Annotated in this window: 23 protein-coding genes; 8 read left to right on the forward strand and 15 right to left on the reverse strand. The window is 63.4% G+C overall.

Annotated elements, in window-relative coordinates; translation table 11 throughout:
• Positions 1–374: 374 nt before the first annotated feature.
• From O6760_RS12610 to O6760_RS12650, 9 genes are all read right to left on the reverse strand, one after another.
• Positions 375–2,276 (reverse strand): beta-galactosidase, encoded by a 1,902-nt coding sequence (locus O6760_RS12610; RefSeq protein ID WP_269585708.1) that lies wholly within the window; start codon positions 2,274–2,276, stop codon positions 375–377.
• A 282-nt stretch (positions 2,277–2,558) separates the two neighbouring features.
• Positions 2,559–3,398 carry an SMP-30/gluconolactonase/LRE family protein gene (locus tag O6760_RS12615; protein ID WP_269585709.1) on the reverse strand — a complete coding sequence of 280 codons (840 nt, stop codon included), beginning with the start codon at positions 3,396–3,398 and terminating at the stop codon, positions 2,559–2,561.
• A 4-nt stretch (positions 3,399–3,402) separates the two neighbouring features.
• A complete protein-coding gene (locus tag O6760_RS12620) occupies positions 3,403–4,017 on the reverse strand; it encodes a 2-dehydro-3-deoxy-6-phosphogalactonate aldolase (protein ID WP_269585710.1) in 615 nt (204 codons plus the stop codon).
• Positions 4,014–4,934 carry a 2-dehydro-3-deoxygalactonokinase gene (locus O6760_RS12625; protein WP_269585711.1) on the reverse strand — a complete coding sequence of 307 codons (921 nt, stop codon included), beginning with the start codon at positions 4,932–4,934 and terminating at the stop codon, positions 4,014–4,016. The genes O6760_RS12620 and O6760_RS12625 overlap by 4 nt, the downstream gene beginning before the upstream one ends.
• Positions 4,931–5,695 (reverse strand): SDR family NAD(P)-dependent oxidoreductase, encoded by a 765-nt coding sequence (locus O6760_RS12630; RefSeq protein WP_269585712.1) that lies wholly within the window; start codon positions 5,693–5,695, stop codon positions 4,931–4,933. Before O6760_RS12630 ends, O6760_RS12625 begins: the two co-directional genes overlap by 4 nt.
• A 61-nt stretch (positions 5,696–5,756) precedes the next feature.
• Complete coding sequence (locus tag O6760_RS12635; RefSeq protein ID WP_269585713.1) at positions 5,757–7,832, reverse strand: alpha-galactosidase; 2,076 nt, start codon at positions 7,830–7,832, stop codon at positions 5,757–5,759.
• Positions 7,829–8,677: a carbohydrate ABC transporter permease gene (locus tag O6760_RS12640; protein WP_269585714.1), complete on the reverse strand. Its 849-nt coding sequence runs from the start codon at positions 8,675–8,677 to the stop codon at positions 7,829–7,831. Before O6760_RS12640 ends, O6760_RS12635 begins: the two co-directional genes overlap by 4 nt.
• A gap of 1 nt (position 8,678) precedes the next feature.
• Positions 8,679–9,596, reverse strand: a complete 918-nt coding sequence (locus O6760_RS12645) for a carbohydrate ABC transporter permease (RefSeq protein ID WP_269585715.1) — start codon at positions 9,594–9,596, stop codon at positions 8,679–8,681.
• 93 nt (positions 9,597–9,689) lie between these two features.
• Positions 9,690–10,949 (reverse strand): ABC transporter substrate-binding protein, encoded by a 1,260-nt coding sequence (locus O6760_RS12650; protein WP_269585716.1) that lies wholly within the window; start codon positions 10,947–10,949, stop codon positions 9,690–9,692.
• 118 nt (positions 10,950–11,067) lie between these two features.
• On the opposite strand from O6760_RS12650, the gene O6760_RS12655 reads away from it, so the two are divergent.
• A complete protein-coding gene (locus O6760_RS12655; protein ID WP_269585717.1) occupies positions 11,068–11,856 on the forward strand; it encodes an IclR family transcriptional regulator in 789 nt (262 codons plus the stop codon).
• Positions 11,857–11,889: 33 nt separating this feature from the next.
• The gene (locus O6760_RS12660; RefSeq protein WP_269585718.1) at positions 11,890–12,951 is read left to right on the forward strand and encodes an ABC transporter ATP-binding protein; all 1,062 of its coding nucleotides are present in this window, start codon (positions 11,890–11,892) and stop codon (positions 12,949–12,951) included.
• 353 nt (positions 12,952–13,304) lie between these two features.
• Here O6760_RS12660 and O6760_RS12665 read toward each other — a convergent pair whose 3' ends face one another.
• Complete coding sequence (locus O6760_RS12665; protein WP_269585719.1) at positions 13,305–14,486, reverse strand: IS4 family transposase; 1,182 nt, start codon at positions 14,484–14,486, stop codon at positions 13,305–13,307.
• Positions 14,487–15,004: 518 nt separating this feature from the next.
• Between O6760_RS12665 and O6760_RS12670 the strand changes: the two genes are divergently transcribed.
• The 6 genes from O6760_RS12670 to O6760_RS12695 all read left to right on the forward strand — a co-directional run bounded on the left by O6760_RS12670 (position 15,005) and on the right by O6760_RS12695 (position 20,873).
• On the forward strand, positions 15,005–16,204 hold the full coding sequence (locus tag O6760_RS12670) for a substrate-binding domain-containing protein (protein ID WP_269585720.1): 1,200 nt from the start codon (positions 15,005–15,007) through the stop codon (positions 16,202–16,204).
• 271 nt (positions 16,205–16,475) lie between these two features.
• The gene (locus O6760_RS12675) at positions 16,476–17,261 is read left to right on the forward strand and encodes an ABC transporter ATP-binding protein (RefSeq protein WP_269586268.1); all 786 of its coding nucleotides are present in this window, start codon (positions 16,476–16,478) and stop codon (positions 17,259–17,261) included.
• Positions 17,261–17,986 carry an ABC transporter ATP-binding protein gene (locus O6760_RS12680; RefSeq protein WP_269585721.1) on the forward strand — a complete coding sequence of 242 codons (726 nt, stop codon included), beginning with the start codon at positions 17,261–17,263 and terminating at the stop codon, positions 17,984–17,986. The genes O6760_RS12675 and O6760_RS12680 overlap by 1 nt, the downstream gene beginning before the upstream one ends.
• On the forward strand, positions 17,983–19,011 hold the full coding sequence (locus tag O6760_RS12685; protein ID WP_269585722.1) for a branched-chain amino acid ABC transporter permease: 1,029 nt from the start codon (positions 17,983–17,985) through the stop codon (positions 19,009–19,011). Before O6760_RS12680 ends, O6760_RS12685 begins: the two co-directional genes overlap by 4 nt.
• A 9-nt stretch (positions 19,012–19,020) precedes the next feature.
• Positions 19,021–20,082, forward strand: coding sequence for a branched-chain amino acid ABC transporter permease (locus tag O6760_RS12690; protein WP_269585723.1), 1,062 nt, complete (start codon positions 19,021–19,023; stop codon positions 20,080–20,082).
• Positions 20,079–20,873, forward strand: coding sequence for an alpha/beta fold hydrolase (locus O6760_RS12695; protein ID WP_269585724.1), 795 nt, complete (start codon positions 20,079–20,081; stop codon positions 20,871–20,873). The genes O6760_RS12690 and O6760_RS12695 overlap by 4 nt, the downstream gene beginning before the upstream one ends.
• Positions 20,874–21,056: 183 nt before the next feature.
• On the opposite strand, the gene O6760_RS12700 is transcribed toward O6760_RS12695, so the two are convergent.
• The 5 genes from O6760_RS12700 to O6760_RS12720 are packed head-to-tail and all read right to left on the reverse strand — an operon-like array spanning position 21,057 to position 23,503.
• The gene (locus tag O6760_RS12700) at positions 21,057–21,308 is read right to left on the reverse strand and encodes a hypothetical protein (protein WP_269585725.1); all 252 of its coding nucleotides are present in this window, start codon (positions 21,306–21,308) and stop codon (positions 21,057–21,059) included.
• A complete protein-coding gene (locus tag O6760_RS12705; protein WP_269585726.1) occupies positions 21,305–22,066 on the reverse strand; it encodes a hypothetical protein in 762 nt (253 codons plus the stop codon). The genes O6760_RS12700 and O6760_RS12705 overlap by 4 nt, the downstream gene beginning before the upstream one ends.
• Positions 22,063–23,130: a Rieske 2Fe-2S domain-containing protein gene (locus tag O6760_RS12710; protein WP_269585727.1), complete on the reverse strand. Its 1,068-nt coding sequence runs from the start codon at positions 23,128–23,130 to the stop codon at positions 22,063–22,065. The genes O6760_RS12705 and O6760_RS12710 overlap by 4 nt, the downstream gene beginning before the upstream one ends.
• The gene (locus tag O6760_RS12715; protein ID WP_269585728.1) at positions 23,127–23,285 is read right to left on the reverse strand and encodes a hypothetical protein; all 159 of its coding nucleotides are present in this window, start codon (positions 23,283–23,285) and stop codon (positions 23,127–23,129) included. The genes O6760_RS12710 and O6760_RS12715 overlap by 4 nt, the downstream gene beginning before the upstream one ends.
• Positions 23,282–23,503: a hypothetical protein gene (locus O6760_RS12720; RefSeq protein ID WP_269585729.1), complete on the reverse strand. Its 222-nt coding sequence runs from the start codon at positions 23,501–23,503 to the stop codon at positions 23,282–23,284. The genes O6760_RS12715 and O6760_RS12720 overlap by 4 nt, the downstream gene beginning before the upstream one ends.
• Positions 23,504–23,660: the final 157 nt, after the last annotated feature.

Below are 23,660 nucleotides of genomic sequence, written 5' to 3' on the forward strand. Positions count from 1 at the left end.
ACGGGCCTGCCGGCCCTCCTCAGGACGACGCTGAATTCTGGGAGGTACCGTGCCTTCTGCTTTTATCCCCGCGCACACGGGGACCCCGGAATTTTCATTGTTCGATGCTGTGCACGGTGGTTACTAGCGCCCGAAGGTTTTGGGTCCCGGGTCCCCGCTGCGTTGCGCCCGTGATGACCATCTGGGAGGGCAGCGTTTGCAGATTTTTGCCTGACTCGCCCACTCAAAAACGTCATCCTGAGGAGCCGCGTCAGCGGCGTCTCGAAGGATCGGCGACTTGCTCCGGAGTGCGGTTGCGGATCCTTCGAGACGGGCCCGCCGGCCCTCCTCAGGACGACGCTGTATTCCGGGAAGCGGTGTATGAGCATGTGCCTTTACAGCTTCTCGAAAAGCACCCCGGCAGCCTCGATCCGCCCCGCAGGTGTCTCGGCAGCTTCCGCTCCGTAGTTGGTCCAGATCCGGAGGCCGCCGGTGTCGCGGCAGCGGATGCCACCTGAGAGCTCGAGCGTGGCAATGCCCGCTTGCTCGCAGAGAGGCTGGTAGATCCGTTGCAAGGCAGTGGCGTCGCCCCAGCCGCCGACATAGGTCAGGTGTTCCTGACGGACGACCGCCGGCTGGCCGTCCTCCAGTTCCAGCACCACGTCGGCAGCCGTTTCAAGTTCCTCGCGGTAGCCCGCGAAGGCACCACCACCTGTCATTGGCATGGGCATGTCGGGCCGGACGCTTTCAACACGTGCGACGGTCACTTCCAGCCCCGGCACGTCCGGGGGAAGCGGCACGGGAATGACCATGTCCGCGTTGCGGGCGGCGGTGCGCGGGCCAAGGACCACGAGGGCGTCCGCATCGGCGAGAACCTGTTTCAGGTCCTGCGGCATGTAGATGAGCCCCGGCGCGGCGACGATCCTGTAGCCGGAGAAGTCACGGGTTTCGCCGCGCACGATGTCGACGGACACACCCAGCTTGCGCAGGGCCTTGTAGGTGTCGAACACGAGCTGGAAATAGCTGAGCTCCGCCCCGTGGGGCTGGGTGGTCCAGGCAAAGTCGGCGTCATAGTCGAAGACCAGCGCGACGGGTGCCTGCGGTGCGGAGACGTCCGGGGCATTCCGCAGCTCGTCGGCCACGCGCCGGGCCTCGATCAGCGCCGGTGCATCGGCATTGTCCGGGCGCAGCATGCCGGCATGCATCTGTTCCTGGGCGAAGGGCGCCTGGCGCCAGCGGAAATAGCAGACGGCCTCCGCGCCATGGGCATAGGCTTCCCAGGCCCAGAGCCGCATCATGCCGGGAAGGGGCGCCGGGTTGTGAGGCGCCCAGTTCACCGGGCCGGGCTGCTGTTCCATCACCCACCAGCGTCCCCTGCCGACGGCCCGGTAGAGATCGTGATGGAAGGCCTGGAAGTCCGGATCGCCCTGGCGCATGAACGCGCGTTTCGCCTCATCGTCGGCACCAACCCGATCTCCCAGAAAGCCGAGCGGATAGCTGTCCCATGTGGCGATGTCGAGATCGTCGCCGACCTTGAAATGGTCGAAGTCGGTGACCCGGCCCATGTAGTTGTGGCTGATCGGAGCATCGGAATGCGCGCGGATGATGTCGACCTGGCGCTTGTTGAAGACGACGACCTGGTCGGAGGAAAACCGGCGGAAGGCGAGCGTGTGCGACGGATTCGGCTCGGTCACCGTCAGGTTGGGCAGGTCGATCTCGTCGAAGGAGGCGTAATCCATCGACCAGAAGACATTGCCCCAGGCACGGTTGAGCGCCTCGATGGATCCGTAGCGATCCTTCAGCCAGCGCCGGAAGGCGTCGCGGGCGGCATCCGAATAGGAGAGGATCGTGTCGTGGCAGCCATATTCGTTGTCGGTCTGCCAGGCGGCCACGTGCGGGTTGTTGCCGTAGCGCCCGGCGATCAGCTTCACGATCCGGTCGCTTTCCTGCTTGTAGCCTTCATGGGAAAAACAGTAGTGGCGGCGCGAGCCGAACTTGCGCGGATGGCCGCTGGCATCGACCGCGAGCATGTCCGGGTGCCGGTCGATCATCCAGCGGGGCGGGGTTGCCGTCGGCGTGCCCAGAACCACCTTGAGGCCAGCCTGCCCGAGGGTCTCGATGGCCCGGTCGAGCCAGTCAAATTGCAGGTCGCCGGGCCTGGGTTCCAGCCGCGACCAGGCAAACTCGCCGATCCGGATCCAGGTCAGGCCGGCCTCGGCCATCCGGCGCGCATCGGCCTCCCAGATCTCCTCGGGCCAGTGTTCCGGGTAATAGCAGGTGCCAAGGGTGCGTTTCATGACTGACCTCATTCAATTAGAGGTTTGTGTTTTGTTGTGATGGCCTTCAAGCTTGTTCCCCTCTCCCCTCTTGAGGGGGAGATGTCAGCTTCAGCTGACAGAGGGGGGAACAGCCTTTCGGCAAATTCAGCACCGCCGGCATTCGCGGTGAAGCTGCCACCCCCTCTGTCCGGTTCCCGGACATCTCCCCCTCAAGGGGGGAGAGGGGAGCAAGGTGCGACGCATGTATTCGCGACTTGTTCCCAACCGGCTCACGTGACGGGCGGTTGGACTTCACCGATCTTACAGCACGACCCGGTGTTCGGTCTGGCCGCGCACGCCGACCGGGGCAAAATAGGTTTTGCCTTCGTCCTCGCCCTCGAGGCCTTCGGCGGCCGTGGTGGCAAAAAGTGTTTGCCCGTCAGCGCCGCCGAAAGCCGGGCAGGAGACCTGTTTGGCCGGAAACGAGACTTCCTCGACAAAGACGCCGTTGGGATCATAGCGGGCCACCCGGTTGGCGCCCCACTGGGCGTTCCACAGAAAGCCTTCGCTGTCGAAGACGGCTCCGTCCGGATTGAGGTCCTCCGGGCCGAGGTCCACGAACAGCTCGGGCGCGCCGCGGGGCCAGCCGTCGGCATCCAGCGCGACTTTCCGGATCGTCTGGGTGGCCGTGTCGGAAAAACAGGCGGTCTTGCCGTCCGGCGCAAAGCAGATGGCATTCGAAATGGTAATGTCGCCGAAGAGCTTGCGCAGCTCGCCCTTGTAATAGCGGTAGATGGCGCCGGCACCCGGCTCCGCGTTGATGCCCATCGTGCCGATCCAGAAGCCGCCCTGCGGGTCGGCGCGGCCGTCATTGGAGCGGGTCACCGGATTGTCCGCTTCCAGGTCGCAGAGCTTGCGGGCGCTTTCCGTCTCCAGGTCGAACAGGAACAGCTTGCTCTGACTGGCAATCAGCAGTTCGGACCGGCTCACCCAGCCGGCGGCCGACACATATTCGTCGAACTGCCAGCAGCGCGGCGAACCGTTGTCACGGCTGAGAAGCTGCCGGTTCAGGATGTCGAACCAGAACAGCTGCCGGCGTTCGGGATGCCACAGCGGGCCTTCCCCAAGAGTGCACTGGCGGTCGTCAAAATGAGTGCTCATGCGTTCACCTGTCCTCGGAAACTGCCGCGTCGTAGGCGGAAACGATCTTGTCTGCGCGCTCCCGGATCTCGGCCACGGAAAAGCCCGGCTTGAAGAGCGCCGTGCCGATGCCGAAGCCGGTCGCGCCAACCTTGATCCAGTCGCTGAAATTGTCCGGCCCGGCCCCGCCGACCGCATAGGTTTCCGTGCCTTTCGGAAGCACCGCGAGCATCGCCTTCAGGCCATCCGGCCCGATCAGCGAGGCGGGAAAGAACTTCAGTCCGTCTGCGCCGTTGCGCAGGGCCGTGAAACATTCCGTCGGTGTCATCACGCCCGGGAAGGAGGACATGCCGCAGATTTTCGTCGCGCGGATGACATCGGGATTGCAGTCGGGTGAGACGACCAGCGTACCGCCGGCGGTCTTCACGGCGGTGACCTGCTCGGGGTCGAGGACCGTGCCGGCGCCGATCTCGGCCCGCGCCGAAAAAGCCTCTGCCATCGCCTTGATGCTGGTCAGCGGGTCAGGCGAATTGAGCGGTACCTCGATGCGGGTGATGCCGGCCTCGATCAGGCATTCGGTAACGGGCAGTGCCTCCGCCGGGCTCAGGCCCCGGAGAATGGCAATCAGGTTGCGGCTCATGAAGGCACCTTCGACAGGCTGGAATAGGCAAGGGCAAGGCCCTCGAGGGTGATGGTTTCGGCGTCGAGCAGCCTGGCGTCGCGACCAAGGCACTCAAGAGCCGTCCGGTAGCTTCTGGCGATGCCGTGGCTGCCGAGCAGCACCACGTCGGAGAGGTCAAATGCATCCCGTACGGCGGCGAGTTCTGCGCCGATCAGGATGCCCGAAAGCCGCCCGCCGGCCTGCTCGGGCGTCTGGCAGGCGATCAGTCCGGCGGCGCGCACGGCAAACAGTTCCGCGGCAAAACGCGTCGGCGTGTCGAGCAGGCGGGTCACGGCCGTCCTGAAGGCGGTCTCGTCCAGCTTGTCGGCGGAGAGCCCATGCCGCAGCACGGATTGACCAGAATAAAGCGCGAAGCTTTCTCCCGTCATGAAGGTCTGGAAGCGTTCAACACGGCCGTCCTTCAGGGCGACCCATTTCGTGTGCGTGCCGGGCAGGCAGAGCGTGCCGGAATACCCCGGATTGCCGGCCAGGAAGCCGGCGATCTGGGTCTCCTCGCCGCGCATGACATCGGGCGGTGACATCTGCTTGATCCCCGGCAGGATGCGGACATCGAGCCGGGTGTCGGATGTTGCCACGCGCGTCGCATCTTCCGCCGAGGGCGGGGCGCAAGGCGTCGTCATGTAGGGGGCTTCCGCCCAGCCCTGGCGTGAACCGGCCATGCCGCAGATGATGACCGGCACAATGCGGCCCGCCGGAAGCAGGTCCGAGACGAGGTCCAGCAGAGCGGGTTCGAAGTTCTCGCGGGCAAGCTTGCCCATGCCTTTGTCGGACTGGCGGTGGGCCAGCGTCCGGCCGGTGATGTCCAGCGCCCAGACGCGCAGATTGGTTGTTCCCCAATCCGCCGCGATCCAGGCAATGTCGGTCTCGTTTGTCATCCCGTCACCACGACACCGCCATCGACCACCAGGGACTGGCCGGTCATCGCCTTGCTGGCCCTGGAGGCGAGGAACAGGACCGGGTCGACCATGTCTTCCGGCACGAGTTCCACTTTAAGGCACTGCCGGTCGATATGGGCGGCAAGGCCTTCCGGCGTCACCCACATGTCCTTCTGTTTCTGGGTCAGGACCCAGCCCGGAGCGATGGCGTTGACGCGGATACCTTCCGGACCGAATTCGCGGGCAAGACTGCGCGTCAGGCCGTTGATGCCGGAATTGGCGGTCGTGTAGGCGGCGTAGCCGGCATTGCCCATCATGTAGGAAATCGAGGTGAAATTGACGATCGCGCCGCCGCCATTGGCACGCATGCCGGCAATGACATGCTGACAGGCGAAGAAATAGGCCTTCAGGTTGATTGCCTGGGACCAGTCCCAGAATGCCTCGTCGACGTCTTCCGTGGCGTGGCGCTGGTCGTTGGCGGCGTTGTTGACCAGCACGGTGATGGTGCCATGGGCCTCGGCGGCCTTGTCCATGGCGCCCTTGAGGGCGCTCACGTCGGTAACGTCACAGGGCAGGAACAGCGGGCGGCGGCCGTGTTTTTGTTCCATCTCGTCACAGAAGGCGGTCGCGTCGGATCTCTGGACAAAGGCGACCCTTGCGCCCTGGGCCAGGAAGCCTTCGGTCAGGGCCGCGCCAATGCCGGAGCCCCCACCGGTGATGAAGACCGAGGCGTTTTCGAGATCCGGATACGTCGCGTACATGGCACTTCCTTAAGTCGCTGGTCGGCGCGAGCCGAGTATATTCTCGTTTGAGGGGCGTTCCTCAAATGCGCCGGCCCTCAAGCACGAAGACGGTTTCCGGAAACCGCCAGGGCAAGGTGACGCCGTGGGACATGAGATATTGTCCGCTGGCCTGAAGGTCCTGGGTTTTGAGGAGTGGCATTCCCCGCGAGAGGCGGGGTGCTTCGTCCCGATTGGCCAGTGTTAGCCTGTAAATGGATGCCGGGTCCAGACCTGTCAGCCGGATGGGGTGAGGAAGGATCTGGTCGGAAGGGCGTGTCAGGGCCGCAAAGACCACGAAACGGCCGCCATCTCCGGCGAGCTGCTGTTCGGCGATGATTGCCGGGTCCGGGCTGTCGAGCCTGAGGATATCGGTGTGCATCATCCAGTTGCGATTGTCCTTCCACCAGCCCGTCACCTTGCGCAAGGTCGCCGCTTCGTCGTCGGTCAGCTCGCGCGGGTCCATCTCGAAGCCCATGTGCCGTTGCGCCGCGGTCCAGGCGCGCAAGCGCATGTCCAGCGTCCGGCCCGAGGTGTGGCAATGGCGCGGGCCGACATGGGATCCGGTGACGGAAGCGGGCAGGAACAGGGCGGCATCGTGCTGGATACGCTGACGTTCCAGCGCGTCGTTGCTGTCCGACAGCCAGACCCGCTGGGTGCGCTCCAGGATGCCGAAATCGATGCGGCCGCCGCCCGAGGAGCAACTCTCGATTTCGACATGCGGAAAATCGGTGCGCAGCCGGTCCAGGAACTGGTAGACGCCGTCGGTCTGCGCCGCCTCGACCACGGGCAGCACCCGGTTGTGATCCCACTTGATGTAGCCGATGTCGTTGTTTTTCAGCACCTCGGCAATCTGGTCGTAGAGATAGGCGCGGACGTCTTCGCGGGCCATGTCGAGCACCAGCTGCTGGCGACCGCGGATCTGGTCGGTTGGACCGAGCACCCAGTCGGGATGGGCTCTGTAGAGGTCGCTGTCCTCGTTGATCATTTCCGGTTCGAACCAGATGCCGAATTCCAGGCCGAGCGCGTTGACGTGGCTGATCAGCGGGGTCAGCCCGTCCGGATATTTCCGCGCGTCGATGATCCAGTCGCCGAGGGACGAGGTGTCATCGTCGCGGCGGCCGAACCAGCCGTCGTCGAGGACGAAACGCTCGGCGCCGAGCTCGGCTGCCCGGGAGGCGATGGCTTTCAGCTCGTCGAGCTTGTGATCGAAATAGACCGCTTCCCAGCAATTGTAGTGGACGGGGCGGGGCGTCCGGGCACCCGTGACGATATGGTCGCGCAGGTGCCGCTGGAAGCGCACGGCCGTGCCGTTGAAGCCGCCCGGCGCGTAGGTGGCATAAAGCGGCGCGGTGACGAAATGACGGCCCGCTGCCTGTGAAGCGGAGGCATGACCGAACTGGATGTGACGGCGGCCGTCGGCGAGTTCCTCGGCCACCATCCTGTGGCCGCCGGACCAGCCATAGTGGAAGGCGAAGGCCTCGCCAGCTGTGTTGGTGGTGGCCTTGTTGCAGACGATCAGGCCCGGGAAATGGGCATGGTCCGTGCGGCCGGTACGGTTGTCGCGCACGCGCGCACCCGGCGCGAAGGGCAGGCGGTTGGTCAGGAATTCGGCGCACCAGCGGCCGGAAAACTCGATCATCTCGTTGGTGTGCGCCGGAACGGGCAACACGGGCGCGGCCAGCCAGTCGACCTGGATGACATCCGCGCTTTCAAGCCGTGTCTGCAGCTTCAGCAGCGAGGTGTCCGGTGTCAGCGCCAGATCGAAGACGAGGGTCAGGTCGAGAGCCGTGTCGGCAAAGACCAGTGTCAGACCATGCTCGGAGGCCGCTTCGCTTTCGTACCGGAACGCCGGGGCAAGCGGGCTGCCGTCCCGGCTCCGGGCGGTCAGACCGGCCTGGCCGGGGAAGGTCTGCGAGGCTTCCGGACACAGGCTGACGGCGGCGTTTTCATCGACCATGCCGCCGGTGACATCCATGCGGGAAACCGCCGAAAGCGTCTCAAGGGACTCGCCCTCGGGGAGCGCGGGGCCCCAGTAGACGGTTTCCGGCAACCGGTTGTCGAAGCTGGCAAGGACAAGACTTTGCCTGTCATCGCCAAGATGCCAATGCCTGATCACTTCACCGCTCCGAGGGTCAGGCCGGCGATGAAGTGCCGCTGCATCAGGAAGAACATGGCGACGGGCGGCAGCGCGGCAACGATCGAGCCGGCGCTCATCAGGTGATAGGCGGCGCGGTACTGGGCGTTGAAGGAGGTGATGCCGGCAGTTACCGGCTGGCTCTCGACGCCCTGGGTCAGCACCACGGCCCAGAAATAATCGTTCCAGATGAAGGTGAAGATCAGCACGGAAAGGGCGGCGATCGCGGGCTTCATGAGCGGCAGCACGACGTACCAGAAGATCTTCCACTCCGCGATGCCTTCGACGCGCGCGGCCTCGATCAGCTCGAAGGGCAGCGCGCGGATGAAGTTGCGCATGAACAGGGTGCAGAACCCTGTCTGGAAGGCGATGTGGAACAGAACCAGACCGGTGATGGTGTTGTAGAGACCCATCTGCAGGGTGAGGTCGCGCACGGGCACCATCAGGATCTGGAACGGCACGAAATTGCCGGCCACGAACATGAAGAAGATCCAGATATTGGCCCTGAACTTGTAGATGCCAAGGGCAAAGCCGGTCATGCAGGACAGGGCCACCGCGCCGATCACGGTCGGAATGGTGATCTTGAACGAGTTCAGGAGGTATTGCGGCATGTCCGAGCCGGTGAAGACCAGCGCGTAGTTTGTGAAGCCTTCAAAGGAGGACGGCCAGCCCCAGTAGTTGGCGTTGGCGAAATCCGCGTCCGGCTTGACGGAAAAGATCGCGACCGCGATCAGCGGCAGCAGCCACAGGATCAGCGCCAGCGGCAGCAGGGCCTGGTAGGTGACCTGCCAGGAGCGGGAGGTGCGTTCGATCGGTGTCGGAAACATCTCAGCGCGCCTTTTCTTCTTTGTACATCGACCACAGGAAGTAGGCGATGAAGGCCAGCATGATCAGGAACAGGACGACCGCGATCGCGGCGCCATATCCCATGCGGAAGCCGTATTCGGACAGCGCGACCTCGAACATGTAGAACGAGAGCACGCGGCTGGCGCCGAAGGGACCGCCATTGGTCATCACCGAGATCAGGTCGAAGGAGCGCAGCGCGCCGATGATGGTGACGACAAAGGCGATGAACGTGGCCGGGCGCAGCTGCGGCACGATGATGTACCAGAGCATGCGCCAGCCCTTGGCGCCGTCGAGGCGCCCGGCCTCGATCTGCTCCGGATCGACGGCGTTGAGGCCGGTGAGATAGAGGATCATGCAATAGGCGGTCTGCGGCCAGAGGCCGGCAACGATGATGCCGACGGTGACCCAGTTCTCGTCGCCGAGCACGTTCATCGGCGGCAGGCCGACGGCACCGAGCAGCACGTTGAGAATGCCGAAGGTCGGGTCATAGAACCAGGTGAAAACAAGCCCGACGACCACCTGGGAGATCACGAAGGGAAAGAAGAACAGCGACTTGTAGAGCCGGATGCCGACGACGGTCTGGTTCAGGAACAGCGCGATGAAAAGCCCGGCGGGAATGGCGGCCAGGTAGAGCAGCAGCCAGATGACGTTGTTCTTCAGCGAGGTATAGAACGCGTCGTCCCAGTAGAGTTCCTCGTAATTGTAGAGGCCGACATATTCCGCCTGGCCCAGCCCGTCCCATTCGTAGAGCGACAGGTTGAACGACTGGAAGATCGGGAAGATCACGTAAAACAGGAAGAACAGGATCCCCGGCGCCAGGAACAGCCAGGGGGTCAGCTGCTGCTGGTTGCGATGCCACCAGGAACTCTGGCGGGCCTCGGTGACGGACGCTTGGGCCATTTTTGAACTCTCGGGCGCGAAGGGTTGCGCGACGGCGGACAAAGGAACGAAGACGGGGAGCGGAGCCCCCCGTCCGGTTTCGCAAGGCGGTGCCTACTTGTAGATGCGCTCCTGGGCGCGATCCAGGCGGGCCAGGATCCTGTCCAGGTTGTCCGGCTTGACCATGAACTCCTGCAGGCCTTCCATCGCGACCTTGGCCATTTCAGCCGGCGCGTCGCGGTCGAAGAACTGGGCGACGCCGCCCGGGGAGTTCGAGGACAGCATTTCGAAGCCCTGCTCCAGGAACTTGTCCTTGTCCACGGAGGACTTGGAGTTGACCGGAAGCTGGCCGAGATGCTTGCCGTCGTTGATCCAGGTCTGGACATCGGCGGAGGCCACGAATTTCAGGAATTCGCGGGCGTTTTCCTTGTTCTCGGCATTCGAGGGAATGTGGAACGTGTCGGTCGGAGCATCTTCCGCCAGTTCGACGTCCGGGTTGATTTCCACGAACTGGTAGAAATCGATCTGGTCGTCGGAGAGGCCCGCCTCGCGCAGCGGTGCGACGGCGAAGTTGCCCATCAGGTAGGCGGCGGCATCGCCCTTGACCATGAACGGCAGGGCTTCCTGCCAGGAATAGGTCTGGTGGTTGTCGATGAAAGCGCCCATGTCGATCAGCTCACGCCAGTTGGCGAAGGTCTGCTTGACCTCGTCGGACGTCCACTTCGCCTTGCCCGTGAGCAGGTCCATGTGGAAGTCGAAGCCGTTGGTGCGCATGTTCAGGTAGTCGAACCAGCCGCCGGCGGTCCAGAGGAACTTGGTGCCGATCGTGTAGCACTTCTTGCCGGCATCGATGATCTTCTGGCAGTTGGCCTTTTCCTCTTCCCAGGTGGCGGGCTCAGACAGGCCGAGCTCGTCGAAGATGTCCTTCCGGTAGTAAACGCCCCACTGATAGTAGGTGTAAGGCACGCCCCACTGCTTGCCGTCGATGGTCATCGCACCTTTCGTCGAGGCCAGGTTCTCGCCGAGTTCGGTGCCGTTCCACAGGTCGGACACGTCTTCAAACAGGCCGGCTTCCACGTAGGGACGCATGCGGTTCGCCGCATACCAGGTGGCAACATCCGGCGCGTTGGCCGTCAGGAAGTTGCGGATCTGGGTCTTGTAGGCTTCCCGGTCGATCACCGTGGTCTCGATGGCCAAGTCCGGGTTCTTTTCCTGAAACTGGGCGATCATCTCTTCCATGGTCGCGCGCGGCGCCGGGTTCGACGTGTCGAGGAAGATTTTCAGATTGCCTGTCAGGCCGTCAGCGGAAGCTGCGCCCATCGCGGCTGCCAACATGGCAAATGCCGCTACGGACGTTTTCAGCATGGAACGCATGGTGTCCTCCCTTTTGGTTCCATTATGTGAAACTTGATTTCGTATATTGATACTTTGATGCGAACGGGGTAGGTTGTCAACAGGGCCGGCGAGAAGAAACGGGCCGAAGGAGGAAGGCATGAACAAGCAGGCGGGCTCGACGACGGGCGACGGCACGGTCGGCAAGGCCCTGGAAATCCTGGACAAGGTGGCGGCCGTCGGCCGGCCGGTGCGCTTTTCGGAATTGCTGGCCGACAGCACCCATCCCAAGGCGACGCTCTACCGGTTGCTGCAGACCCTGGTGAGCCAGGGCATGCTGGCCTATGACGACACCCAGCAGACCTATTCGCTCGGCATCCGCCTGGTGCGTCTCGCGCACGCGGCCTGGCGTCAAAGCTCGATCGCGCCGATCGCGCGTCCGTTTGTCAGCGCGCTGTCGGAAGCGGCCGGCGAGACCGTGCACCTGGCGCAGCTCGACAGCGGCCAGGTTCTCTATGTCGACAAGCGCAATCCGATGAATGCCATCGACATGTTCTCGCAGGCCGGCAAGGTCGGTCCCGCCTATTGCACCGGTGTTGGCAAGGCGCTGATGGCCTTCCTGGAGCCGGCCGAACTCGACCACGTGCTGCAAAAGCAGTCCTTCTACGCCTATACGCCCGCAACGCTCAGCACCGAGGCCGCGCTGCGCGCCGATCTGGACAAGATCCGGCAGGAAGGCGTTGCCTTCGACCGCGAGGAGCACGAGCCCGGGATCATCTGCATCGCCGCGCCGATCCTGAATTCAAAGGCCAGGCCCATCGGGGCGCTGTCCGTCACCACATCCACACAGCGCAAGAGCCTGGAACAGCTGATGGAAATCCGTCCGGTTCTGCTCGACACCGCCTCCAAGATTGCCGCGGCGGTCGAGGACTGGCAGTTCCCCGCCTGAACCCGAACAGCACTTCCTGGGAGAGAGAGTTTCATGTCTGGCGTCACACTGACAAAAGCCGTCAAAAAATATGGTGATCTGGAAGTCATTCACGGGGTGGATCTTGAGATCGAGGACGGCGAGTTCTGTGTCTTTGTCGGTCCGTCCGGCTGCGGCAAGTCCACGCTTTTGCGCATGATTGCGGGCCTTGAGGAAACCACTGCCGGGAAGATCCGGATCGGTGGCCGGGACGTCACCAGAACCGATCCGGCGGAACGCGGCGTTGCCATGGTCTTCCAGACCTATGCGCTTTATCCGCATATGTCGGTCGAGGAAAACATGGGCTTCGGCCTGAAGATGAACGGGCATCCCAAGGCCGAAATCCAGGAAAAGGTCGCCGAGGCCAGCCGGATCCTCAAGCTCGATCCCTATCTCAAGCGCAAGCCCAAGGCGCTTTCGGGCGGCCAGCGCCAGCGCGTCGCCATCGGCCGGGCCATCGTGCGCGGACCGGAAGTGTTCCTGTTCGACGAGCCGCTGTCGAACCTCGATGCGGAGCTGCGCGTCGACATGCGCGTCGAGATTGCCCGCCTGCACAAGGATATCGGCGCGACCATGATCTACGTCACCCACGACCAGGTCGAGGCGATGACGCTCGCCGACAAGATCGTGGTGCTGCGCGGCGGCAATATCGAGCAGGTCGGTTCGCCGATGCAGCTCTATTCCGACCCGGACAACAAGTTCGTCGCCGGCTTCATCGGCAGTCCGAGCATGAATTTCGTTGAAGGCATTGCCGGTGACGGCGCGGTCACGATTGCAGCCTTTGGCGGTATCTCCGTGCCGACCTCCGTGACCCTGCCAGCCAAGGGCGAGAAGGTGCTGGTCGGCCTGCGCCCGCAGCATCTTGAGGTTACCCCTGCAAGCGAAGGCGCCAGTGTGGACCTGTGCGAACAGCTCGGCGGCGTCGCCTATTCCTATCTCGTCTGCCCGACCGGGGAACGCGTGATCGTGGAAACCAAGGGCGAGGACGCTCCGGTCTCCGACGGTACGGTCTCCATCAGCTTCGACCCGGCCTCGGCGCTGTTCTTCGATGCGAAGAGCGAACAGCGGCTGCGGTAAGAAACATTAGGCAGGCCGTCATTCCGGACGGTCTGCAGCTTAGCTGCATGGCCAGGTCCGGAACCCAGATATATTTCGCGCCAAAGACGCGTCCTCGTATAATCGAATAGAGTTCGCTTGCGCTCACACTGATGCGCTGGATTCCGGATCGGCGCACAGCAAATGCTGTGCTTGTCCGGAATGACGGTGAAAAACGCAAAACCCTCTGATTGTCATCCCGGGCGGAGCGTAGCGCAGACCCGGGATCCGGGACGCCCGGGTGAAAGCTGTTGCGCAAAGCAGCTGTCGATGAGGCTTCCTGGGTCTCCGCTTTCGCGCACAGCTGTCCGGGATTTTTGTCGCGCAGTCGGTTTTCATGCGAGTTGCAACTCCAGCTGGGGTTTTGGTGGTCTGAGGCGCGGAGGTCTTGGTTTGGGCTTTTGACGCGCGGAGAGGTCAAGGGGGTTGAAGAGGGCGACTTTCAATCGTGCCATGAGATCCTTGAGGGTGCCTTTGTGTGCCTTGGCACAGGTGTCCTTCAGCAGCCTGAGCAGGAGGAAGGCGATGAGGGCGACATAGAGCTGGATCCTGACGGCATTTTCGGAGCGTCCGAGGAAGGTCTTGATCTTGAGGTTCTGCTTGATCCACTTGAAGAACAGCTCGATCTGCCAGCGCTTCTTGTAGAGTTGGGCGATGTCCTCGGCCGAGCGCTCCATGTCGTTGGTGACCAGCCGCAGAGGCTCCTTGTTCTCGCGCTCGACCAGGATCTCGCGCAAAGTTGTGCCGAAGAGCGGGTTGTCCGCCCCGCCACGGGGCTTCTTGTGACCGACCTTGAGACTGTTGTCGGCGAGGATGGGGGCTTCGAGCTGGTCCGTGTTCGCGCTGACCTCGCGCCGGCGGGCGTTCTTCTTCAGGCGGGTGACGAAGATGGCACCGGCCTGATGGAGGCCAAACCACCAGGAATAGTCGGCAAACCCTTTGTCGAACACATAAGTCGCCCCCGGCGTGATGGTGATGGCGCGGGCAAGGGTCGTGTCACTGACCTGGGGCGAGGTCAGGTCGAAGCAGGTCGGATGCTTCGTCTCGGGGTCATAGTGAACGTAGAGCTTGAGGCCGCGCACCCGGCTGTCGGCCTCCGGCCAAGCGAAGCGGGCATCGCGCAGTGGGATCGGCGAGGCGTCTATCAGCTCGATCAGGCCCTTGCCTTCCTGGCGCAGCCTGCGGGTCACGTCGCTCATCAGGTGGCCGGCCAGATCGCGGAAGACCGCCGCCGGGCGGGCGGCGTTGGCGTCCGACAGCGTCGACTTGCCGGGAACTCTCAGCCCCAGGTGGTAGAGCGCCTCCGGCCGGGCCGCCAGGGCCTGCTCGATCTCGCGCAGGCTGGAAAGGCCGGCCAGTTGGGCGAACAGCAGGGCCTTGAGATGGCGCTGGCAGGTCCAGGCCCCGTCTCCCTCGCCAACACCGTGGTTGCCCTTGTGCTCGCTCACCACACGGTTGACCACACGACGGTCGAGCGGTTCCAAAACGCGGTGAAAGGCGGTACGAATAAACGGCACGGCAGGCCTCCAAAAATCAAGTTTGGCGACAAGATTTTTGACCTCAATCGCAGGAAATGTCTGCCGTGCACTTTGACTCACCCCTAAAATCCCGGACACCTGTGCGCTTTCGCGGAGATGACAGATGGTGTGCGTGGTCAGGTCTTTCCCTATTCCTGCTGCTGATTCAGCGAGCTGCGCTTGTCCGCAAAGGCGGCAGAGGCACTCGTTTTCCAGAACATGAGTTGGTGCTTGCGAGGGTTGTAAGCCCTCTGTCATCATGTGACAGCTGAAGTGCGTTATAGGTTCGATGCGCAGTGGCGAACCCGCCGCCTGGCTCAGTCTCGCCGCTCACAGCCGGCGGCAAATGCGCCGTCGCCCCGATCAAATCCCCCGCGCATCCCCTGAGCTTTCTTCCTTGACATGAATACTGATTCATGTGTCATATATTGCAGCGTCAGGCGGCAAATTGGCGTTGTTCGGGCTGTGGGAGCGGCACGGGCGGGACGCCGGCCTTGCGCGCAACGGGAGGAGAATTCATGACGAAACGCGTATTCCGCTGGGCGCTGCCGGTTCTGGCCGGCCTGAGCATCGCGGCGGCAGGCACCACGGGCGCCCTGGCCGAGGACATCAAGATCGCCCATGTCTACGGCAAGACCGGACCGTTCGAGGCCTATGCGAAACAGTCGCATACCGGGCTGATGATGGGTCTGGAATATGCCACCGACGGCACCATGGAAGTCGACGGCCGCAAGCTGGTGGTCATCGAGAAGGACACCCAGCTGAAACCCGACATCGGCAAGGCGGCGCTGGCCGAGGCCTATGGCGATGACGAGGTCGACATCGCGGTCGGTCCGGTGTCCTCCGGCGTGGCGCTGGCCATGCTTCCCGTCGCCGAGGAATATGAAAAGCTCTTGATCGTGGAGCCGGCCGTGGCCGACTCGATCACCGGTGAAAACTGGAACCGCTACATCTTCCGCACTTCGCGCAACTCGTCCCAGGACGCGATTTCCAATGCGGTCGCGCTCGGCCAGGAAGGCGTTTCCATCGCGACGCTCGCCCAGGATTATGCCTTTGGCCGTGACGGCGTCGCCGCCTTCAAGGAAGCGCTCGAAGGCACCGGTGCCAAGCTGGTCTTCGAGGAATACGCGCCGACCGACACCAAGGACTTTACCGCCAATGCGCAGCGCGTCTTTGATGCCCTCAAGGACGAGCCGGGCCGCAAGTTCCTGTTCGTGATCTGGGCCGGCGGCGGTAACCCGATCAGCAAGATCAAGGCGATGGAGCCGGAACGGTTCGGCGTCGAGATCGCGACCGGCGGCAACATCCTGGCGGCCATGAAGGCCTACAAGGAGCTGCCCGGCATGGAAGGCGCGACCTACTACTACTACGAGATCCCGAAGAACCCGGTGAACGACTGGCTGGTTGCCGAGCACCAGAAGCGCTTCGATGCGCCGCCCGACTTCTTCACCGCCGGCGGCATGTCTGCGGGCATCGCCATCGTCGAGGCGATCCGCAGGGCCGGGTCCACCGATACCGAAGAGCTGATCACGGCCATGGAAGGCATGGAGTTCGATACGCCGAAGGGCAAGATGATGTTCCGCGCCGAGGACCACCAGGCCCTGCAGTCGATGTACCACTTCAAGATCAAGGTCGATCCGGATGTCGAGTGGGGCATTCCGGAGCTGGTTCGCGAACTCAAGATCGAGGACATGAACATCCCGGTCCGCAACCAGTAAGACTGGCTGCACTTCTGACGATTGCCAATGAAAAGCCCCCTCTCCCAATGGGAGAGGGCCGGGGTGAGGGGGCGGATTTCACCGTATCGTTCGGACGTTTGTCCCCTCACCCGGCCTTTCAGGCCGACCTCTCCCAAGGGGAGAGGTGAACCGGAGTGTGCGGCGCTGAAAAGACCAACTCCGGCGCCACCTCAACTTGATCCCCCGGCCGGGCAATGATGAAATCGGCCGGGCTCTGCCCGACAACCTCTTCGATTAACCTGGGAACACAATCGTGGCCAAGGAACACCCGATTCTTGAGACAAGGGACCTGACCATCCGCTTCGGCGGCCATGTGGCGGTCGACCATGTTTCCTGCAGTTTCGACCGGGGCACGCTGACCGCCATCGTCGGACCGAACGGCGCCGGCAAGACCACCTATTTCAACCTGATCTCCGGACAGCTCACAGCCACCTCGGGCAGCGTTCTCCTGAACGGCGAGACGATCACGAGGCTGTCCGTGCCGGAACGCACCGACCGCGGCATCGGCCGGGCGTTCCAGCTGACCAACCTGTTTCCGACCCTGAGCGTGCGCGAGAATGTCCGCCTGGTGGCGCAGGCGAAGGCGCGCAAGGGCTTCGACCTGTTCTCCGTCGCCGAAAGCCATGTGGAGCTGTTGGAGCGGGCCGATCACGTGCTCTCCGAGGTCCGGCTGATCGACCAGGCGAACCAGACCGTTTCGGCCCTGCCTCACGGTGACCAGCGCAAGCTGGAAGTGGCGCTTTTGATCGCGCTCGGGCCGCAGGTGCTGATGTTCGACGAGCCGACCGCCGGCATGAGCGTCGACGAGGTGCCGGTGATCCTGGAACTGATCCAGAAGCTTAAAAGCGACATGGACCGCACCATCCTGCTGGTCGAGCACAAGATGGACGTGATCCGCACGCTCGCCGACCGCATCATCGTTCTGCACAATGGCGAACTGGTCGCCGACGGCGACCCGGCGGAGGTGATCGCGCTGCCGGTCGTGCAGGAGGCCTATCTCGGCAAGGCACCGGAAACCTCCGGGGAGGCTGCGTGATGGCCGACAATCTTTTGACGCTTTCCGGCGTGCACACCCATATCGGGCCCTATCATATTCTGCAGGGCGTGGACCTGACCGTTCCGGTGGGCGGTGTCACGGTCCTGCTTGGCCGCAACGGCGCCGGCAAGACCACCACCTTGCGCACCATCATGGGGCTGTGGACCGCCAGCCAGGGCGATGTCCGCTTCGAAGATCACGTGATAACGAAACTGTCGACGCCGGAAATCTCCCGGCGGGGCATTGCCTTCGTGCCGGAAGACATGGGCATCTTCACCGATCTCACCGTGGCGGAAAACATGATGCTGGCCGCCGCCAATGGTCCGGTCGACGACAAGCGTCTCGCCTGGATCAGGGAGCTGTTCCCGCCGATCGGCACCTTCTGGAATTCCTCCGCAGGCACGCTGTCGGGCGGGCAGAAGCAGATGCTGTCGGTCGCCCGCGCGATCATCGAGCCGCGCCGCCTGATCCTGATCGACGAGCCGACCAAGGGCCTGGCGCCCGCGATCATCAAGGCGATGACCGATGCGCTCAGGGAGCTCAAGGAAACCGACACCACCATCCTCCTGGTGGAGCAGAATTTTGCCATGGCCTCCAGCATCGGCGACACCGTCGCGGTGATGGACGACGGCCGGATCATCCATTCCGGATCCATGGCCGAGCTGGCGGGAGATGCCGCCTTGCAGGAAAAACTCATGGGACTGAGCCTGGAGGCGCATCAATGAGCGAGACATCGATCAAACCGAGGATCGAGAAGGTCCCCTTCAGCGAACAGGTCTTCCAGAAACTGCCGGTGATGCTGGTCCCGATCCTGGCGTTCGTGGGCCTTGTCGCGATCGGCAACCCGGCCAGCTGGCTGACCCTGACCGTGGCGGGCCTCGCCATGGGCATGATGATCTTCATCATGGCCTCGGGCCTGACGGTCGTCTTCGGTCTCATGGACGTGATCAATTTCGGCCACGGGGCCTTTGTCGCCGTCGGCGCCTTTGTCGGGTTCACCGTGCTCGCCTGGCTGGCGGGCTGGACCGCCTCGCCCTCGGTGATGATGAACCTTGCCGCCGTGCTGATCGCCATCCTGGCGGCGATGCTGGTTACCGCGCTTCTGGGGCTGGCCTTCGAGCGGGTGATCGTCATGCCGGTTTACGGCGAGCACCTGAAACAGATCCTGGTGACCATGGGCGGGCTGATCGTCGCCCAGCAGATGATCTACGTGGTCTGGGGCCCGGACGAGCTGCATCTGTCGCGCCCCGAGGCCCTGCAGGGGTCCTGGGTGATCGGCGAGGCGGCGATCGAGAAATACCGGCTGGTGGCGGTCGGCATCGGGCTCGCCCTGTTTCTGGCCATGCGCCACATCCTGAAGAACACCAAGGTCGGCCTGCTCGTGCGCGCCGGGGTCGAGAATGGCGAGATGGTCGAAGCGCTCGGCTACCGCATCCGCCGCCTTTTCCTGATCGTCTTCATGACCGGCTCGGCGCTGGCCGGTCTCGGCGGGGTCATGTGGGGGCTCTACCAGGAGACGATCACTGCCCATATGGGTTCCGAGATCATGGTGCTGGTGTTCATCGTCGTGATCATCGGCGGGCTCGGCTCGGTCGAAGGCTGCTTCATCGGCGCGATGCTGGTCGGGCTGCTCGCCAACTACACGGCCTTCCTGGCCCCGAAAGTGGCGCTGATCTCGACGATCGCCCTGATGGTGGCGATCCTGATGTGGCGGCCCCAGGGCCTCTATCCGGTCGTCAAGGCGAAATAGGGGAAGATCATGCTGACAAGACTTCTCTCAGGCGACACGCCGCGCAGCGGCCTGCTCACTGTCCTGCTGCTGATCGTGCTGATTTCGCTGGCCTTCGCACCGTTCCTGTTTCCCGGCACCAAGTCGCTGGAGACAGCGGCCCGGATCTGCATCTTCATTGTGCTGGTGGCGAGCTACGATCTGTTGCTCGGCTATACCGGCATCGTCTCCTTCGCCCACACCATGTTCTTCGGCATCGGTGCCTATGGCACGGCGCTGGCCCTGTCGGCGACGGGGCCAAGCTATTTTTCGCTGGTCTGGGGAACCGTGGCCGGTGCCGTTGTGGCAGCGGTGTTCGCGCTGGTGATCGGGCTCTTTTCCCTGCGCGTGAAGGCGATCTTCTTCGCCATGGTGACACTTGCGGTGGCGAGTGCCTTTGCCGTTCTGGTGTCGCAGATGTCCTGGCTGACCGGCGGCGAGGACGGGCTCAACTACCGGATCCCGCGGGAGCTGACCCCGGCTTTCAAGCTGATCGACGAGAAGATCCTCGACGTGCGCATCAACGGCAAGCTGATGGCCTATTATCTTGTCTTCTTCGCTTCCGCGATGTTGTTCCTGGTGATGCTCAGGATCGTCAACTCGCCCTTCGGGCGCACGCTGAAAGCCGTCCGTGACAATGCCTTCCGGGCGGAGGCCATCGGCTACCGTGTCGTCTGGTACCGCACCACCGCAACGGTGCTCTCCGCCGTGATGGCGGCGCTGGCCGGTTCGCTGCTGGCGATCTGGCTGCGCTACACCGGTCCGGCGACGACGCTGTCCATGGAAATCATGATCGACATTCTGCTGATGGTCGTGATAGGGGGCATGGGAACGCTCTACGGAGCGGTGCTCGGGGCAACCCTGTTCATCCTGGCGCAGACCTATCTGCAGAACCTGATGGGTGTGGCGGCCGAGGCGACCAGCGCGGTGCCGTTCCTGTCGACGCTGGTGGCACCCGAGCGCTGGCTGCTCTGGCTGGGTGTCCTGTTTATTTTGTCGGTTTATTTCTTCCCGACGGGCATTGTCGGGCGATTACGGGCTGGGCGTGGGTGAACGACAATTTGCTGCATATCCGCAATGAAGGAACCGGGCGGCCGCTGGTCCTGATCCATGGCTGGTCCTGTCCGGGACGGTTCTTCCAGCCGCAGATCCAGGTGCTGAGGGACCATGCGCGCTGTATCGTTCCCGACCTTCCCGGACATGGCCGGACGGCCGGCCGCCTGCCGCTCAGCATTGCTTCGGCGGCGGACGCGGTCTATTCCACGCTGGCGGACCGGGAACTCGAGGACATCGTTCTTGTCGGCTGGTCCATGGGCGCGCTGGTTTCCTATGCGCTGATCGAGCGTTATGGTGCCGACCGGATCTCCAGCTTCGTAGCGGTCGACATGTCGCCCAAGGTGCTCAATGCACCGGACTGGTCCAACGGCACGCTGAACGGCCTCAATGCCGAACTCAACAAGCATTTTCTCGACGGCATGGTCGCCGACTGGCCGAAACTGCCGGGCCGGATCGCACGCAGGCTGTTTGCGGCCGATTGTGAGCCGGCCGCTGATCTGGTCGCCTTCGCGCGCCAGGAAATTGCCGCCGGAGATCCCGAAATGCTGCGGCCGATGTGGGCCTCGCTGACCGCGCAGGATTTCCGCCCGCTCCTGCAAGACTTTCCCGTCCCCTTTCATCTGGCCGCCGGGCTGAAGAGCCAGCTCTACGGCGCGGGCGTCCACGCCTGGCACGCCGACAACGTGCCCGACTATCATTTCCACGGCTTCGAGGACTCCGGCCACGTCCCGCACATGGAAGAGCCGGAAAAGTTCAACGATCTGCTGCTGGGTCTGGTGCGGGAATAAAGCCGTGGACCAAAATGATGCGTCATCCTGAGGAGGGCCGAAGGCCCGTCTCGAAGGATGGGCGGCCCACTCTGGAACAAGCGGTGAATCCTTCGAGACGCGCGCAGGCGCGCTCCTCAGGATGAGGACGAGTGTGTGGTTCTGCCCTTATTCCGCTTTCGCGGGTGGAGAGGGAGACGCAGGTTAGTGCCCGCCGCTCCGTTTCGCCTTCACGAATTCGACGATCCGGTCGAGGAAAGTCAGTACGAGAAAGACGGCGAGCAGGCCGACGAAAAACCGCAGGTCTGTCAGCAGTGAGCCTCTTGTGACGTCCCAGCTGCGCACGCCGATATTGGCGTAGGTCCACACAAAATAGGCGACTGTCACGAAAACCGCAGTCGCAATGAGCGAGATCAGGATGGTCTGCCAGGCCGGTTTTTGCGGTGTGTCGCTCATTTCAGCACCCTCGCTGTCGACAGGTCCGCCTTGAACACCATCAGGTCGTCGAGCTGCTCGACGTCGCCCTCGACCTCGATATAGAGCGCCAGCAACGGCTTGAGTTCATCGCCGAGGAGCTTGCCGTCGCTGTCCGCCATCAGGAAGAAATTGCGGCCCTTCACATCGCCGGACGAGACGAAGACCGGCGGGATGCCGCCGGTCAGGCAGAGATTCGCGCAGGCCTTGTGGGCAAGGCCCCGGCCCGGGCGCATCGCACCGGCATAACATTTGCCGTCGCAGATCTCCCCGGTGAGTTTCCAGCGGCCGAGCGGGACGGCGTCCGAGGGGAAGCCGCCTTCGAAGCGGGCTTCGGCCGCTTCGACCCCGCCGACCTGGATCATGGTGAGGTCGCCGCGATTGACGGGCACCCCGCGCAGCGAGACCGGGCTGCCCTTGTTGGCTTCCGCCTGTTCGAAGACGCCGCGCTTGCCCTGACCCGCCAGCATGTAGGTGCGGGCGGGCGTGTCGCCGTCGGCGGGCACCCGCAGGACCGGGTAGGGCCTGAGCTCCAGCAGTCCGACATGTTCAAAGCGGTTGCCCCACTGGAAGCCGCCGTTGCCGGGATCGTTCTGGGTCGATGACAGCGCCAGGGCGGCGAGGCCGAGCCCGCCGGCGAAACACAGGGAAAAGACGGCGAGGAAGGTCACCAGCGGTTTCGGCACGGCATTCAGGTAGCCGACGAAGAAGGGGGCGTCCTTGGTCTGTCGCCAGCTCATGAGTCCCCTCCGAATTCAATGGGGTTGACATGGGTTCCGGGTGGCAGGGCGTTCGGGTCCAGAAGGATGGTCGAACCGACCAGCTTCAGCCGGTAGGTGGAGATCTTCTCGGTGAAAGGCGCCGGAGCACGGCCGTCGGCAAGATTGTACTGGTAGCCGTGCCAGGGGCAGGTGATACAGCCCCACAGCACCTTGCCCTCGCCGAGCGGGCCGTTCTGGTGCGCACAGGCATTGGTGATGGCCGACAGCTTGCCGTCATACTTGAAGATCGCCACGCGCTCGTCGTCGGAGAGCGTGACCACCTTGGCGCAGGTGTCGTCGATCTCGTCCAGATCGCCGGCAATGACCCAGCCTTGCTCTTGCAGCGAAGCCTGCGCGGTCTGTTCGCCGCGATCGCGCTTCGCCTCCATGCGCCCGGTGACGAAATGCAGGCCGGAAACCAGAACGACACTGGCGGCGACGAGCGCGGTGAAAATTGGATCGCCCGGCCCCTGCAAAGCGCCGAGCGCGACATGCAGCACCACGCAGGCATAGGCCGCGTAGATGAACATGTGCAGCGCTTTCCAGATCGGCGCGCCCAGAAAGCTCAGCCAGAAATCATGGCTGGTCGCCGCCAGCACCAACAGGATCAGCAGCGCCGCGATGCCGAACGCCTCGAAGGGGAAGCCCAGGATCTGGCCGTAATTCGTGTTGGACGACAGCAGGGCGACATACTGGTCGGTCGGCGAGAAGTTGAAATACCAGCCGAGCACGTAATTGGCATGGACGGCGGCGATGACTGCGGTCATGACGCCGAAATGGCGTCGATTGTAGAGCAGCGGCAGGAAACGCCGGTCGAGCCGGGCCAGCGGCCCGATGCACAGGATCACGGTCAGCATCAGGAACGCGCAGCTGCCGAAGGCGCGCATGCGCAGGATGGCGCCGTCGATGGGCCTGGTCACATCCTCGAAGGCCGGGCCGACGCGGATATAGACGTAAAGATAGAGCGCGACGGCGATCAGCAGCACGGCGTCATAAACGATCTTGTTCCGGTTCCAGATGACCGGCATGTACTGAACGCTCATTGCGAGACCTCCCCGGCAGGCGCCTCGATCAACAAGGCAGGCCGGTCGGCGGGTGGGGACTGGCGCAGGGCCAGAATAGCGAAGAAAGCGAGCGGTAGCAGGATGCCGAGCCACGTCCAGATGCGGGCGTGTGCCGTTCGGTGGGCGCGTTTCATCTTGCGTCCTCGCCGTGCTTTTCCAGCCGGATCCATCGATAAAGGACCAGCGGCCAGATCAGGCAGATGCCGGGAACGAGCAGGGGGCGGAAGACATAGGAGCCGCGGGAGGACGGTTCCACCCGGTCGATGCCGATCGCCAGGAACAGGACGGCGACCACGCCCCCGGCCATCAGGTAATAGCGGCCGATCTCGATCAGAATGGATGCTGTCTGCACATCAGGTCTCCGTGGTCGCGAGCTCCGTTCCAGGTTTTGAGCTTAACCGAAAACAAAGCTGTGCCAACAGCTTGCTCGCTCTCGATATTCGTCATTGCAGGGCTTGATCCACTGCTGTCCGGTTTAACGCGGCTCAGTTACAACAGGTCATTGATTC

This window comes from Roseibium sp. Sym1, from assembly GCF_027359675.1.
In the GTDB taxonomy this organism is placed as follows: Bacteria; Pseudomonadota; Alphaproteobacteria; order Rhizobiales; family Stappiaceae; genus Roseibium.